We start from the raw sequence: 13,728 nt of genomic DNA, 5'->3' as shown, positions 1-13,728 counted from the left end.
CGTTACTCGGCGACCTTCTCCCGGATGCCGCGTGCATCTTCGGCCACTCGGACCAGCGCCATCAGGCCCTCCAGCACGACCCGGACGAAGAGCACCCACAGCAGGGCCGGGATCCAGCCGAGCACCAGGTAGACGAAGCCGAAGAAGATCGTGCCGCCGCCGCTGCTGTTCCCGTACATGTCGGTGACACTGGATGCCGCGGCACCGGCGATGAACGTGATGATCGTTCCACCGACCCACCACAGTGCCGCAATGATCACCGCGAGCACGTAGATGATCTTGACCAGGCCGGGGGTGGCGTACCGGCTGAAGCTGAAGTCGAAGGCGGCCCGGATCGGATTGGCGTCCGCGATCTTGCGGCCGGACGGCTGCTGCCAGTTCTGGTACGCGGTGGGCTGGGTCGGTGGTTGGCCCATCGGAGGGTACTGCGGTGCGGCACCGAAATTCGCCGACCCCTGTCCCTGGGGGTGGCCCGGCTGAGGTGCCTGGGCGCCGGTGGGTTGCTGCGTGCCCGACGGGCCTTGCCCCCACTGGCCACCCGGTGCCGAGTGCCCGGCAGGCCCCGGCTGGCCACTGTGTCCGGTCTGCCACTGGCTCGCCGATGGCTGGCTCTGCCACTGACTCGCCGACGGCTGGCTCTGCCACTGGCCGGCCGACGGTTGCGACTGGGTGGGTTGACTGGCCGGTGGTTGAGTCCATGTGCTGCCGGGATGCTGGGCGCCCGCGTCGTCGGGCTGCTGACCCCATTGCTGAGGTTCGGAACCGGGCTGGTGCCACTGACCCGGCTGGGAAGAGACCTGCTGGGTCGGCTCGGACTGCGAGCCCAGGGCCTGGGTCGGCTCATCCTGCGACGGCTCGTTCTGCACCGGGGAGGAATCAGCCTGGGAAGGATTGGCCCGGGATGGGTCGGATGGAACGGCCGGATTGACCTGGGTCGGCTGGTCGGCCTCGTTGGGGGGATCGGGATGCGTCATGCCGCCATCCTGCCCAGCCGCGGACGCCCTGACAATCACCGTGGGAGTGCGGGTCCGTCGCTCGGAGGATCGCAGGAATCGTGCACCAGTCGGCAGTTGCTGCCCGGATCGGGCCGGCTGAGTGCGACTGGCGCAGGATTCCTGTCATCGATTCCCGGTCCCGGACATCTTGGCGTGCCGGTTACCGACGAGTAAGATCAGCCGAAGTTACTCACCAGTAACAACCCTTCCGCAGAACCGGCCGGCAGGCTCGACGAAGACCCGAGGTGCGTACGATGACTCACTACAAGTCCAACCTCCGCGACATCAAGTTCAACCTGTTCGAGGTGCTGGGGCGCTCGAGGATCCTGGGCCGGGGCCCTTATGAGGACATGGACGCCGAGACCGCCGAAGCCGTCCTGGACGAGGTTGATCATCTGGCCCGGACGAAGCTGGCCGAGTCCTTCGTCGAGGCGGATCGCGAGCCGCCGGTCTTCGATCCGCAGACCCACACCGCTCCGCTGCCGGAGTCGTTCAAGAAGTCCTTCCGGGCGCTGATGGATTCGGAGTTCTACAAGATCGGCCTGCTCGCCGATGTCGACGGCGTGCCGGCACCACCGTCGGTGCGGTGGGCGATGAACGAGTTGATCTTGGGATCGAACCCGGCCATCTACATGTACGCCTCCGGTCCCAAGTTCGGCGAGATGCTGTTCCGTAACGGCACCGAGCGGGACCAGAAGCTCGGCAGACTGATGGCGCAGAAGCTCTGGGGCGCCACCATGGTGTTGACCGAACCTGATGCCGGCTCCGACGTCGGTGCCGGTCGCACCCGAGCGATCCCGCAGGAGGACGGCATCTGGCACATCGAGGGCGTCAAGCGGTTCATCACCTCGGCCGAGCATGATCTTTCCGATCAGATCATCCACCTGGTGCTGGCCCGTCCGGTCGGCGTCGAGGGCGTCGGTGGCCCGGGCACCAAGGGGCTGAGCCTGTTCGTGGTCCCGAAGTACGAGTTCGATCTTGAAACCGGCGAGTTGGGTGAGCGCAACGGTGTCGTCGTCACCGGAGTCGAGCACAAGATGGGCTTGAAGGTCTCCAACACCTGCGAACTGACCTTCGGTGCGGACGAACCGGCCAAGGGCTGGCTGCTCGGCGACGTGCACGACGGCATCGCGCAGATGTTCCAGGTGATCGAGGACGCCCGGATGATGGTCGGCACCAAGGCGATCGCGACGTTGTCCACCGGCTACCTGAATGCGCTGGACTACGCCAAGAGCCGCGTCCAGGGTGCGGACCTGATCAACAACCGGGACAAGACCGCGCCCCGCGTGACGATCACCCACCACCCCGACGTACGGCGCTCGCTGCTGACCCAGAAGGCTTACGTGGAAGGGATGCGGGCACTGGTGCTCTACACCGCGAGCATCCAGGATCAGGTGGCGCTCGCCGCTGCGGAGGGCCGCGAGGACCGGGACGCGATCGCCCTGAACGACCTGCTGCTGCCGATCGTCAAGGGCTACGGTTCGGAACGGTCCTGGACGCTGCTCGGCACCGAGTCGCTGCAGACGTTCGGCGGCTCCGGCTTCCTGGCCGACTATCCGCTGGAACAGTACGTTCGCGATGCCAAGATCGACACCCTGTACGAAGGCACCACCGCGATCCAGGGCCAGGACCTGTTCTTCCGCAAGATCATCCGCAACCAGGGCCAGGCACTCGGCCAGCTTCAGGCAGAGGTCGCCGGCTTCCTGCAGGCCGAGTCCGGCAACGGCCAGTTGAAGGAGGAGCGGGCGTTGCTGGCTAAGGCGTTGGAGGATGTCGAGGCGATCGGCACCGTGATGGCGACCGATGCGATGTCCTCGGATCCGCGGGTGCCCGGCGGCGATCCGCGAAATCTCTACAAGATCGGCCTGAACACCTCCCGGCTGCTGTTCGCACTGGGTGACGTGGTCTGCGGCTGGCTGCTGCTGCGCGGCGCCGAGGTCGCCCTGGCAGCGCTGAACGGCGAGCTGTCCGAACCCGAGCGGCACTTCTACGAGGGCAAGGTCGCCTCCGCCGGCTGGTTCGCCCGTACGGTGCTGCCCAAGCTCTCCGCCGAGCGCGTGATCGCCGAGAACACCGATCTGGCCGCGATGGAGTTGGACGAACAGGCGTTCTGATCCGGCGGGCGGTACTGTCGCTCGGGTGGGATTGAAATCGTCGCTCCGGCGGCTGGTCGGCAAGCCGGGGTCGGCCGGATTCGGCAAGCAGCACACGATTGCGGTCGCGGCCGGCGAACTGGAGTCGGAGCTCGAGCAACTGGACGACGCGAGCCTGAAGGAGCGCTACGACGCGCTCTGGGGGCCGATGGACGGCCGGAACGAGTTGCGCGAGTTCTGTGCGCTGGCACGGGAGGGCGCGCGCCGCACGATCGGCGAACGTCCGTACGACGTCCAGTTGCAGGGCGCGCTCGGCATCCTCGACGGCACGGTGGTGGAGATGGCCACCGGCGAGGGCAAGACGCTGGCCGGGGCGATCGCCGCGCTGGGCATGATCGCCCGCGGCCGGCGGGTGCAGGTGATGAGCGTCAACGACTATCTGGCTCGCCGGGACGCCGAGTGGATGGGACCGCTGTACGAGCTGTTCGGGATCGAGGTCGGCTGGGTCACCGGCACCGTTGATCATGATCATCGCGCCGCCGCCTACGCCGCCGACATCTGCTACGGATCGGTCAGCGAGATCGGCTTCGACCTGCTTCGGGATCGGTTGCGGACCAGTGTTGATCAGATCGTGCAGCCGGAACCGGACGCGTTGATCATCGACGAGGCGGACTCGGTGATGATCGACGAGGCGAAGGTGCCGCTGGTGCTGGCCGGCAGCTTGCCGGTGTCCGATGACGGCGGCAACCTGGCCGACGTGGTCCGGAAGTTGATCAAGCAGGAGGACTACGAGTCGGCCGACGACGGCATGCAGGTCAACCTCACCGATCACGGGCTGCGTCGGGTCGAGGAGTTGCTGGGCGTCGACAATCTCTACGCAGAGGGCAACGAACTGCTGCTGAGTAAGATCAATGTCGCCCTGTACGCCGAGACGCTGGTGCAACGCGACGTGGACTACATCGTCAGCGACGGCACCGTACGGCTGGTCGATCCCAACCGTGGCAGGGTGGCGCAGCGGCAGCGCTGGCCGGACGGTCTGCATGCTGCGGTGGAGGCCAAGGAGGGCTTGGAGCTCACCGATCACGGCGAGATCCTGGACACCATCACCGTGCAGGCGTTGATCAAGCGCTACGACCTGGTCGGCGGGATGACCGGCACGGCGCTGGCCGCGGCCGAACAGTTCCGCGGTTTCTACGGCCTGGAGACCGGTGCGGTGCCGACCAACGCCGAATGCATCCGGATCGACCAGCCGGACCGGATCTTCGAGAACGACCAAGATCGCGATGCGGCGATGATCGAGTTGATCAAACAACAGCATGGCGAGCGGCGCCCGGTGCTGGTCGGTACGCACAGCGTTGCCGGCTCGGAACGGATCGCCGACCTGCTGCGGGAAGACGGCATCGAGCCCGCCGTGCTGAACGCGAAGAACGACGAGGTCGAGGCCGAGGTGATCGCGGCAGCAGGTCGGCTGGCTGCGGTCACGGTGTCCACTCAGATGGCTGGTCGCGGCGTGGACATCAAGCTCGGCGACGGCGACACCGATGAGCATGATCAAGTTGCCGAGCTGGGCGGGCTGTTGGTGATCGGACACGGGCACTACCACACCCGCCGGCTCGATGATCAACTTCGCGGGCGGGCCGGCCGCCAGGGCGATCCGGGGGAGTCGGTGATCTTCGTCAGCCTGGACGATGACCCCAACACCAGTGAGCTGCAGTTGCGGTGGGCGATCGACGACGAGACCGGTGAGATCTCTTCCCAGCAACTGATCGACAAGGTCGAGCAGACCCAGCGGATCAGCGAAGGTGCGCTGCTGGACACCCACCAGAACAGCTGGAACTACAGCCAGCAGCTGGAGTCGCAGCGCAACGACGTGGTCGGGTATCGCGATCGAGTGCTGCGCGATGATCTTGCCGCGGTCGAGTTCGCCCGGCTCTGCCCTGAGCGCTGGGCGGAGTTGTCCGAGGCTGTTGAGCCCGAAGTCTTGGAGGAGGCAGCACGGCAGGTGATGCTGCATGTGCTGGACCGTGCCTGGAGTGATCATCTCGCCTTTGCCGACGAGCTTCGCGAAGGCATTCACCTGCGTGCGCTCGGCCGGGAAACCCCGCTGATGGCGTTCCATTCGGCCTGTGATCAGGCCTATCGCGGATTGCGGGACGGCCTGCTGGGCAAGGCAACCGAGGCGTTCGAGACAGCCGTGATCACCGCCGACGGCCTGGACGAGGAGGCGTCCGGGATGGAACGCCCCACCTCGACCTGGACCTACATGGTCGACGACATGGCCTTCGGATCCCCGGAAGATCGTTTCCTGCAAGCCGTCGGCGGCGTCATCCGCCGCGCGATGCGTACGGATTGATCATGATCGAGCCGACCGCTCGACCATGATCAATCCGCCGACTCCCCGGCTCACGCCAAGAAGATCTCCACCACCGGCACCGCGACCTGGGGCGGTCGGATCGGCAGGGTCAGCGTGACCGTACCGGCAGGCTGGCCGCCTGGGGTGGTGTTCTGAGCCTGCTGGTCCGGGTCGACCTCGCGGAACCGAACCTCGGAGGCATCGTTGAGCAGCTGCGCGTAGCGGACCTTGCCGGCGAGGTTCGGCAGGTGCACATGGCGCATCGGCCAGCTGAACAGATGCAGGTAGAGACGGTCACCGCGCTGGGTGTAGACCGCTCCCGGTGGCGGAGTGAAGTCACTGGGACCCGCGCCGTAGATCGAGTCGGCATGCAGATCCATCCACTCGCCGATCTCGCGCAGCCGGGCGGCGTCCGGTGGGTCGATCTCGCCGCGACCGTTCGGACCGACGTTCAGCAACAGGTTGCCACCCTTGGAAACGCCGTCGACCAACATCCGTACCAGCAGGTCGACCGGCTTGGCGTCCAGGTTGTCCCGGTCGTAGCCCCAGCTGCCGTTGATCGTCTGGCAGGCCTCCCAACGCACCTGCTGACCGTCGCGCAGCATCGGCCCGGACGGTTGGTACTGCTCCGGAGTGGCCAGGTCGCCCGGCAGATCGAGCCGATCGTTCACGATGATGCCCGGCTGGAGCTTGCGGGTCAGCGCCAGCAACTCTTCCGATCCCCAGTCGTCCTTGCCCTTGCCGGCATAGCGCGGATCTCGGGAGTCGGGGTAGGAGAAGTCGTAGAACAGGTAGGAGATCTCGCCGTAGTTGGTCAGCAACTCGGTGACCTGACCGTGCAGATAGTCGCGGTACTTCGCGATGTCCCTGCTCTCGTTGAGTTTGGCGGCATCCGGATGATCACGCAGCGGGTGGATCTGATCGATCGGGAAGTCAGGATGGTGCCAGTCGATCAGCGAGTGGTAGAAGCCGACCTTGAGTCCTGCTCCGCGGACAGCCTCGACGAATTCGGCGACGGCATCCCGACCGAACGGGGTGTTGGTCGACTTGTAGTCGGTCAGTTGCGTGTCCCACAAGCAAAAACCCTCATGATGCTTGGTCGTCAGCACGACGTACTTCATGCCGGCCTCGGCCGCGAGTTCGGCCCACTTCTTCGGGTCGTAGCGATCGGCAGCGAAATACTGCTGATACTTCTCGTACGTCTCCGGTTCGATCGCTGGACTTCCGCAACGGGCAACAGGTGAACCCGAAGGCGCCGACCTATGAGAAGGGTCTGTACGAGGCAGGCAAGGTGTACGAGCAGCACGCCGAGCCGAAGGAGTTGCAGCTGCCGCCGCTGATCATTCCCGACGAGAGCGCGGCGCAGGTCGCCGACACGGCGACGTCGATCCAGCAGCAGGTCAAGCAGGCGATGTCTCAGTTTGCCCTGGGAAAGAAGAACATCAACAGCGACGCCGACTGGAACGCCTACCTGGACGGTTTCAAGCAGATGAACCTGCAGGGCTACCTGGATATCTACCAGAAGGCCTACGACTCCAGGCCGAAGTGATCATGCGGATCAGAGAACCGAAGGGCGATCGGGCCTACTACATCGTCAACTACAGCGTGTTGATCTTGTTCACGTTGATGGTGCTGTACCCGCTGATCTACGTCTTCAGCGCGTCCTTCTCCAGCGCTTCGGCGATCGCGAACAACGAGGTCGTGTTGTGGCCGGTCGGGTTCACCGCGGACGCGTACAAGACGATCATTCAGTCACCGAACCTGGTGATCGGCTTCGGCAACTCCGTGCTCTACACGGTCGCCGGAGCTGTGATCGGGACAGCGCTGACGTTGCTGGCCGGGTACGCATCCTCGCGCGATGATCTTCCGTTTCGGCGGCTGATCACGTTCTTCTTCCTGATCCCAGCATTGTTCGCCGGTGGCATCGTTCCGACCTACATCGTGGTCCAGCAGCTCGGGCTGCTGGACACCCGGTGGGCGATCATCCTGCCCGGAGCGATGAGCGTGTTCAACGTGATCATCACCCGGACCTTCTATCAGATGAACGTTCCCAACGAGATGCTCGAAGCGGCGAAGGTGGACGGGGCGAACGACTTCCGCTTCTTCTTTCGGATCGCGCTCCCGTTGAGCAAGCCGATCATCGCCGTGAATCTGCTGTTCTACGGGATCACCCAGTGGAACGGCTGGTTCAACGCATTCCTGTACACCACCGATCCCGGGTTGCAGCCGCTGCAGTTGGTGCTTCGGGAGTTGTTGTCGCAGAGCGCGATCAACCCGTCCATGATCGGAAGCGGCGATGTGGCAGAACTGCTGCGTCGTAAGGAACTGTTCGACAAGCTGAAGTACGCGATGATCGTGGTCGCGATGATCCCGCCGTTGGTCGCCTACCCGTTCGTCCAGAAACACTTCGTCAAGGGCGCACTGATCGGATCAGTCAAATGACCACAACCTCCGTACGCGCGGCCGAGACGACGTCCAAGACTCGCCGGTCGACGAAGACCAAGCCGCGCAAGACCTCACTTCTGCGCCGCATGCGACGGGCCTGGCAGTTGTACGTGCTGCTGATCCCGCCGGTGGTCTTCTCGCTGATCTTCCTCTACTGGCCGATGTACGGGTTGCAGTTGGCCTTCAAGAACTACAACATCGTCGAGGGCATCAACGGCAGCCCGTGGGTCGGGATGCAGTACGTCTCGCAGTTCTTCCACAGCCACCTGTTCTGGCCGGTGATCAAGAACACCCTGGTGCTCAACATCTACGCGTTGATCGCCTTGTTCCCGTTGCCGATCATCCTGGCCCTGCTGCTCAACTCCCTGCGCAACCAGCGGTTCAAGAAGGCGGTGCAACTGATCACCTACGCGCCGTACTTCATCTCGACCGTGGTGCTGGTCGGCATCATCCTGATGTTGTTCTCGCCAACGACGGGCGTGGTGAACCGCCCGATCACCGCACTGACAGGGAATCCGGTCGACTTCCTCAGCGAGGGCCTGTTCCGGCACACCTACGTGTGGTCGGGAGCCTGGCAGACCCTGGGCTACTCCGCGATCATCTTCCTGGCTGCGCTGGCCAGCGTCGATCCGCAATTGCACGAGGCCGCCCGGGTCGACGGTGCCAGCATCATCAGCCGGATCTGGCACATCGATCTGCCCAGCATCCTGCCGGTCACCGTCACCTTGTTGATCTTGAACATGGGGCAGATGCTCAGCGTCGGGTTCGAGAAGGTTCTCCTGATGCAGAACCCGAACAACCTGTCTGTGTCGCAGGTTCTTGACACGTACTCGTTCCAGATCGCTTTCCAGTCACAGATTCCGCAGTACTCGTACGCGACGGCGATCGCACTGTTCAAGGCCGTCATCTCACTGATCTTGATCTTGCTGGCCAACTGGCTGGCCCGACGGGTTGCCAAGCAGGGCCTGTTCTGACCTGTTGGATTATGGCTTTGATCTGTCGGATTGTGGTCGCAGTCGGCTCGGCGGAGCACCGAGCCGACTGCGGCAGAACTTGTTGAACGCCTGCAGATCAGGCATCCCGACACTGGCCGCGACGGAGCTGATGGTCTGGGTGGTGTCACGCAGCAGGTGGGCGGCCCGCTCCGCACGCTGGTCGCGGATGTAGGTCGAAACACTGATCCCGTGGGTCGCGTGGAACAGCCGGTTCAGGTGGCTGGGCGAGACCAGCGCGTGGCGAGCGATCACACTCACCCGGAGCGGCCCGGCCAGGTTGCGTTCGATGTAGCCGACCGCCGTGACGACAGCGGCGTGTTGATCACCGGCCGGCGGCTCCGGCTCGCGTCGCCGGGCGGCCGCCTCCCACAGCAGCGCCCAGACGGCGGCCGAGGTTTGCGCCCGATCATCGGTGCTGCTGACCGCCCCGAGCCGCCTGCGAAACTCCGACGCCAGCGGACCCAGCGGTTGCACGGTCGGGATCTCGATCGACGACGCGCCGCCGGTCAGCCGGAAGTGTGCATAGAGGTGCGGCGACGGGCCGCTGTAGCGATACTCCATCGGCGTCCCCGGCGGGATGAGGCTCAGATCCCCCGGCCGGATCGGATGCACCACGGCACCGATCTTCAAGCTGCCGTGCCAGTCGTAGATGTGCAACGCATACAGCTCGGGCAACAACCAATGCTCGACCCGATCTCGTACGCCGTGCAACCCGAAGCCAAGACTCACCACCTGCGGCGGATGCTGCAGCGGCACCGCGATCAGCTGCCCGGCGGGCGGTGTGATCATGAGCGATTCATACCACTTGTTGGGCGTCGTAAACCACGACAGCGTCGACAATCTTCCCTAGTGTCATGGGACATGAGAGCTGCCATCCAGCGCCAGGACGACGCCACCGGGAACGCCCGGATGCGTGCTGGCAACCAGGGGACGTTGACCGCCGAACAGGTCGAGCAGTACGACACCGAGGGCTATCTCGTCCTTCCCGACCTCTTGTCGGAGGAGGACATGGCCCCGGTCCGCAGCGCCCTCACCGAAAAGGTGGACCGTATCGCCGACGAACTGATCGAGGCAGGGCTGATCGATGATCCGCTGACCGAGGCGGCGTTCCCGTACCGGCTGGCAAATCTGTTCGACGGGCTCGAGCCCGATCAGTTCCTGGAGTACGGCCGGAGCTGGCGGGACCGGATCCCCGGCTACTACACGCTGATGAGCAACCCGCGGATCCTGGACGTGGTGGAAAGCTTGATCGGTCCGGAGATCTTCTCCAATCCGGTCTACAACGTGCGGCCGAAGGTCCCCAGGATCGCCGCCGGTGCCGTGCCGTGGCATCAGGACAAGTCGTACTGGCCGGACGCGAACTCCAATCCGGTGATCACCGTGTGGATCTCCTTCGTCGACGCGACGCTGGAGAACGGTTGCCTGCACGTGTATCCGAGGACTCAACGGCACCGGGTGATGGGCTACCACCAGGAGGACTACAGCGGTACGGGCTTCCTCGAACTCGACGTCTCCGAGCTGGGAGCTGTCGAGCGCGGGCCGGTAGCGCTACCCGTGCGGGCCGGAACGGCGATCTTGTTCAACGATCGTCTGGTGCACAGTTCGACTCCGAACGATTCCGACCATGTCCGGTGGAGCGTCGATCTGCGCTACCAGCCGACCGACCAGGACCCGATGCCCCAGCATGGTGCCGGCTTCCTGGCCCGCAGTCGAAGTCATCCCCAGCGTGTTGCGACCCTGGACGACTGGATGGCCGAACGGCCCGAACACGCCACCGTCGCCTGAAACTGGCGGCCCCAGACGTGGGTGCGAACCGTTGATCAACTTCGCAGAGCCGAAGTTGATCAAGGTCGGATCGGATCCAACAGTCGGTGGTCGCCGGCCAGTTGGCGGGTGACGAAATCGTTGCGGCGCGACGGGCGGTTCGGATCGGGACGGCTGATCATCTCGGCCACTCGAGGCGTGACGTCGCAGGGACCGCAGCGCCCGTTCGCGTCCAGTTCGGCGCCGCAACTGTGGACGAGTTGCCGGGTCGGACGTTCGTCCGGGTTGCCGTACGTCCGGCCCCAGTAGGACAACGTCGCGAGCACGGGCGCGAGGGCCCGGCCGGCCTTCGTCAGCAGATACTCCTGATGACCGCGGTCGCCGTCCCGCTCGAGCACCCCCTGCTCCACCAGCCGGTTCAACCGGTCGGTGAGCACGGCCTTGGAGATGTCGAGATGCGCCTGCAGGTCGCTGAAGCGGCGTACCCCCAGGAAGCAGTCGCGGATGATCAACATGGTCCACCGCTCGCCGACGACTTCCAAGGCCCGCGCCACCGCGCAGTCCTGAGCGTCGTACCCACTGCCCAAAGCCATGCTGAGAGTCTATCGAAATTTGGTCTTGTCACCAGACCGGAAGTGTGTCACAGTTTGGTTCGGTCAACAGACCAGCTGAGTCGTACGGCCGAGTCTGGATTCCAGACTCAGGGCGGGCCGGCACGGCGGTTCAGCCGCATCTCATCGAGCAAGGCGGCAAGAGCATGTCAAGAATCGACGGGCGAACCATGCCCGCACCCACGGCACCCCGAGCGGTCGGTCCTGCCCGGTCTCGGAACGCGACGCTGATCATCACCGCTGCCGGGACTTTCCTCGCCTTGGCGGCCTACACCCTTCCGCTGACCGACCTGGCGACGCTGAGTTCTGCGCTGGCAGCCGGCGCGGCCGCGCGCACCTGGATCCTCAGCTCGATGAGCGTCGGACTGACGGCTGCGATGTTGCTGGCCGGCACCCTGGCCGATCGGTACGGCCGTCGGCGGATGTTCGTGCTCGGCGCGGCCGTGCTGCTGCTGGGCACGGTCGTTGATCTTGCCGCTGGGATCGTGAACGTCGACCTCAGGTCGGTGACCTTCATCGTCGGGCGGGTGATCACCGGCATCGGCGCGGCCGCGGTCGTGGCGGCCGCGCTGGCGCTGTTGGCCGAGGCGTTTCCGCGTCCGGCGGAACGAGCGACCGCGGGCAGCACCTGGGCTGTCGCGCTGGGCGCCGGCATCGCGGCCGGCCCGTTCGGCGCAGCCCTGGCCAACCGTGCCGGGCAGTGGTGGCTCAGCTATCTCGGGCTCGCCGTGCTGAGTGCCGCGCTCTTGGTCGTCGGCGGCAGGGGGCTCGCCGAGTCACGCTCCGCTGACCGGCGACGGTTGGATCTGGCCGGGGCCGTGATGTTTCTGTTGGCCGCCGTGACGATCTTGATCGGCCTGGTCGATCTGCGGACGTCAGCCGACCGACGTGAACCCGTGATCATGATCGCCGTCGCCGTGCTGCTGTTCGTCGCCTTCGTCATGATCGAGTTCAGGCGCCGGGATCCCATGCTCGACCCTCGCTACTTCCGGGATCGGGACTTCGCTGCGGTTCAGGTGGCGGCATTCGCCGTCGGACTGGGGTCGATCGGATTGATGTCGGTGTCCGGGGTCTTCATGATCGCCGATTTTCACCTCGGCGTCCTCGCGACGTCGATCGTCTTCACTTGCTGGTCCTTGGCCAGCACAGTGACCGCGTATTTCGCTCGCCGACTGCCGGGTTGGCTGCGCGGCCGCAGACAGCTGGGGGTAGCACTGTTGATCATCGCGGTTGGGCAGCTGACCCTGATCCGGGCCGAGTCGGTCGCGGCGATGTTGCCCGGCTTCCTGATCGCCGGAATCGCCGCCGGCGTGGTGAATTCCGCGCTCGGGCGGGAGACCGCGGGCACTGCGCCGGAGGGCCGGACCGGGTTGGGGAGCGGGATCAACAACACCGCACGCTACCTCGGGTCGGCGATCGGAGTGACCCTCTGCGCGAGTCTGCTGCTCCACGGAGGGATGGATCGACGGCAGCTCGAGTCGGGCTGGACGTACGCGGTCGCGCTGGCCACGGCGCTGCTGGCGGCGGGAGGCGTGGCGGTGTTGATCTTGAATCGCAGCAGCGTACGGAGGTAGAGCGGCCTAGTCGTCGCCGGCGAGCTGGGCCAGAGCTTCGGAGACCGCGGCTTCGGCGGCCTGTTCGTCGCGACGCAAGTCCTCGACGGCGGTCCGGTGATCGGCAAGTTTTGCCGCCGCCGTCGCCGCTTCCTGCTCGGCTCGCCGAAGTTGATCTTTGAGCTCGGTGACTCGGGCGGACGTGCGTTGGGCGGTTTCGGCGGCTCGGTCGACACGCTGCTGGGCGTGCTGGGCAGCAGTTCGGATCCGATCCAGGGCTGACTGCGCACGACTCAACTGCTCCAACAGCTGATCATGGTCGGTCTCGGCGTCACCCCCCGCGGACGACTGCCGGTCGTCATCGGCAGTCTCCTCGAACTGTTGATCTTGGACCGCCGGCGGGGCAAAGGTGAGCTGCGGTCCGAAGCCGCTGTACTCCCGTGGCTGGGCGAGCCGGCCTTGTCGGACCTCGGCGGCAATCTCGGGATCGGACAAGGCTGCCTGCAGCGTGGCGGACACTTCGCGCAGGGTGGCCTCACTCGGCGTGTGTCCGCGCACCTCGGCCAGCTGGGTGCCACGGCGAACCAACGCCGCGATCGCCGCATGGCGTCGGCCGGACAGCCTGCGCAGCTCCGGTCCGGACAATTGCTGCTGGGCCTGGACCAGGGCGGCACCGAGATCGAGCAGTTCGGCCAGCTCGTCGGCGGCCTGATCCGTCAGCAGGTTGACGATCCAGGCCGATCGCGTCGGCCGGCGCAACGCGGTGATCTGCTTGGCCAGACTGCGGTCGCCGGCGGCGCGAGCCTCGTCCGCGCGGGTCTTCCGCCGAGCGGTGAAATCCTCGGGTGCGCCGGCGTACAACTCGGCCGCCACCTGATCCAGATCCATGCCCCCATTCTGACCCAAGCCGGCCCAAGAC

The 13,728-nt window shown here is 65.4% G+C and carries 12 protein-coding genes; 7 read left to right on the top strand and 5 right to left on the bottom strand.

All coding sequences use genetic code 11. The features are described 5' to 3' along the window. Positions 1-2: 2 nt before the first annotated feature. A complete protein-coding gene (locus FOE78_RS00615; RefSeq protein WP_143984605.1) occupies positions 3-974 on the bottom strand; it encodes a DUF4282 domain-containing protein in 972 nt (323 codons plus the stop codon). Between the two features lie 275 nt (positions 975-1,249). On the opposite strand from FOE78_RS00615, the gene FOE78_RS00610 reads away from it, so the two are divergent. After that, the gene (locus FOE78_RS00610) at positions 1,250-3,109 is read left to right on the top strand and encodes an acyl-CoA dehydrogenase (protein WP_143984604.1); all 1,860 of its coding nucleotides are present in this window, start codon (positions 1,250-1,252) and stop codon (positions 3,107-3,109) included. A gap of 25 nt (positions 3,110-3,134) precedes the next feature. After that, on the top strand, positions 3,135-5,441 hold the full coding sequence (secA2, locus tag FOE78_RS00605; RefSeq protein WP_210414740.1) for an accessory Sec system translocase SecA2: 2,307 nt from the start codon (positions 3,135-3,137) through the stop codon (positions 5,439-5,441). 50 nt (positions 5,442-5,491) lie between these two features. Here secA2 and FOE78_RS00600 read toward each other — a convergent pair whose 3' ends face one another. Beyond that, positions 5,492-6,655, bottom strand: a complete 1,164-nt coding sequence (locus FOE78_RS00600) for an alpha-L-fucosidase (protein ID WP_228266168.1) — start codon at positions 6,653-6,655, stop codon at positions 5,492-5,494. Between the two features lie 26 nt (positions 6,656-6,681). Between FOE78_RS00600 and FOE78_RS00595 the strand changes: the two genes are divergently transcribed. The 3 genes from FOE78_RS00595 to FOE78_RS00585 are packed head-to-tail and all read left to right on the top strand — an operon-like array spanning position 6,682 to position 8,860. Continuing rightward, positions 6,682-6,990 (top strand): hypothetical protein, encoded by a 309-nt coding sequence (locus FOE78_RS00595; protein ID WP_143984601.1) that lies wholly within the window; start codon positions 6,682-6,684, stop codon positions 6,988-6,990. A 2-nt stretch (positions 6,991-6,992) separates the two neighbouring features. After that, on the top strand, positions 6,993-7,883 hold the full coding sequence (locus FOE78_RS00590) for a carbohydrate ABC transporter permease (RefSeq protein ID WP_143984600.1): 891 nt from the start codon (positions 6,993-6,995) through the stop codon (positions 7,881-7,883). Beyond that, a complete protein-coding gene (locus FOE78_RS00585) occupies positions 7,880-8,860 on the top strand; it encodes an ABC transporter permease (protein ID WP_143984599.1) in 981 nt (326 codons plus the stop codon). Before FOE78_RS00590 ends, FOE78_RS00585 begins: the two co-directional genes overlap by 4 nt. A gap of 9 nt (positions 8,861-8,869) precedes the next feature. Here the strand turns inward: FOE78_RS00585 and FOE78_RS00580 are convergent, their stop codons facing one another. Next, a complete protein-coding gene (locus FOE78_RS00580) occupies positions 8,870-9,670 on the bottom strand; it encodes a helix-turn-helix transcriptional regulator (RefSeq protein WP_143984598.1) in 801 nt (266 codons plus the stop codon). A gap of 72 nt (positions 9,671-9,742) precedes the next feature. Here FOE78_RS00580 and FOE78_RS00575 point away from each other — a divergent pair, with 72 nt between their 5' ends. Next, the gene (locus tag FOE78_RS00575; RefSeq protein WP_168207297.1) at positions 9,743-10,666 is read left to right on the top strand and encodes a phytanoyl-CoA dioxygenase family protein; all 924 of its coding nucleotides are present in this window, start codon (positions 9,743-9,745) and stop codon (positions 10,664-10,666) included. 59 nt (positions 10,667-10,725) lie between these two features. Here the strand turns inward: FOE78_RS00575 and FOE78_RS00570 are convergent, their stop codons facing one another. Beyond that, a complete protein-coding gene (locus tag FOE78_RS00570) occupies positions 10,726-11,238 on the bottom strand; it encodes a winged helix-turn-helix transcriptional regulator (RefSeq protein WP_143984596.1) in 513 nt (170 codons plus the stop codon). A gap of 188 nt (positions 11,239-11,426) precedes the next feature. Here FOE78_RS00570 and FOE78_RS00565 point away from each other — a divergent pair, with 188 nt between their 5' ends. Further along, positions 11,427-12,830 (top strand): MFS transporter, encoded by a 1,404-nt coding sequence (locus FOE78_RS00565; protein ID WP_168207296.1) that lies wholly within the window; start codon positions 11,427-11,429, stop codon positions 12,828-12,830. A 6-nt stretch (positions 12,831-12,836) separates the two neighbouring features. Here the strand turns inward: FOE78_RS00565 and FOE78_RS00560 are convergent, their stop codons facing one another. Then, positions 12,837-13,697, bottom strand: coding sequence for a hypothetical protein (locus tag FOE78_RS00560; protein WP_143984594.1), 861 nt, complete (start codon positions 13,695-13,697; stop codon positions 12,837-12,839). Between the last annotated feature and the right edge of the window lie 31 nt (positions 13,698-13,728).

The organism is Microlunatus elymi (genome assembly GCF_007362775.1).
GTDB lineage: Bacteria > Actinomycetota > Actinomycetes > Propionibacteriales > Propionibacteriaceae > Microlunatus > Microlunatus elymi.
The sequence above is the reverse complement of the archived record's forward strand: the minus strand, read 5'-3'. Positions and strand labels throughout refer to the sequence as shown.

What these genes read in the sequence shown, in the direction of transcription:
- FOE78_RS00575 (WP_168207297.1), top strand. Translation starts at nt 9,743, where the DNA reads ATGAGAGCTGCCATCCAGCGCCAGGACGACGCCACCGGGAACGCCCGG.
- FOE78_RS00570 (WP_143984596.1), bottom strand. Translation starts at nt 11,238, where the DNA reads ATGGCTTTGGGCAGTGGGTACGACGCTCAGGACTGCGCGGTGGCGCGG.
- FOE78_RS00590 (WP_143984600.1), top strand. Translation starts at nt 6,993, where the DNA reads ATGCGGATCAGAGAACCGAAGGGCGATCGGGCCTACTACATCGTCAAC.
- FOE78_RS00610 (WP_143984604.1), top strand. Translation starts at nt 1,250, where the DNA reads ATGACTCACTACAAGTCCAACCTCCGCGACATCAAGTTCAACCTGTTC.
- FOE78_RS00615 (WP_143984605.1), bottom strand. Translation starts at nt 974, where the DNA reads ATGACGCATCCCGATCCCCCCAACGAGGCCGACCAGCCGACCCAGGTC.
- FOE78_RS00580 (WP_143984598.1), bottom strand. Translation starts at nt 9,670, where the DNA reads ATGATCACACCGCCCGCCGGGCAGCTGATCGCGGTGCCGCTGCAGCAT.
- FOE78_RS00585 (WP_143984599.1), top strand. Translation starts at nt 7,880, where the DNA reads ATGACCACAACCTCCGTACGCGCGGCCGAGACGACGTCCAAGACTCGC.
- FOE78_RS00560 (WP_143984594.1), bottom strand. Translation starts at nt 13,697, where the DNA reads ATGGATCTGGATCAGGTGGCGGCCGAGTTGTACGCCGGCGCACCCGAG.
- FOE78_RS00565 (WP_168207296.1), top strand. Translation starts at nt 11,427, where the DNA reads ATGCCCGCACCCACGGCACCCCGAGCGGTCGGTCCTGCCCGGTCTCGG.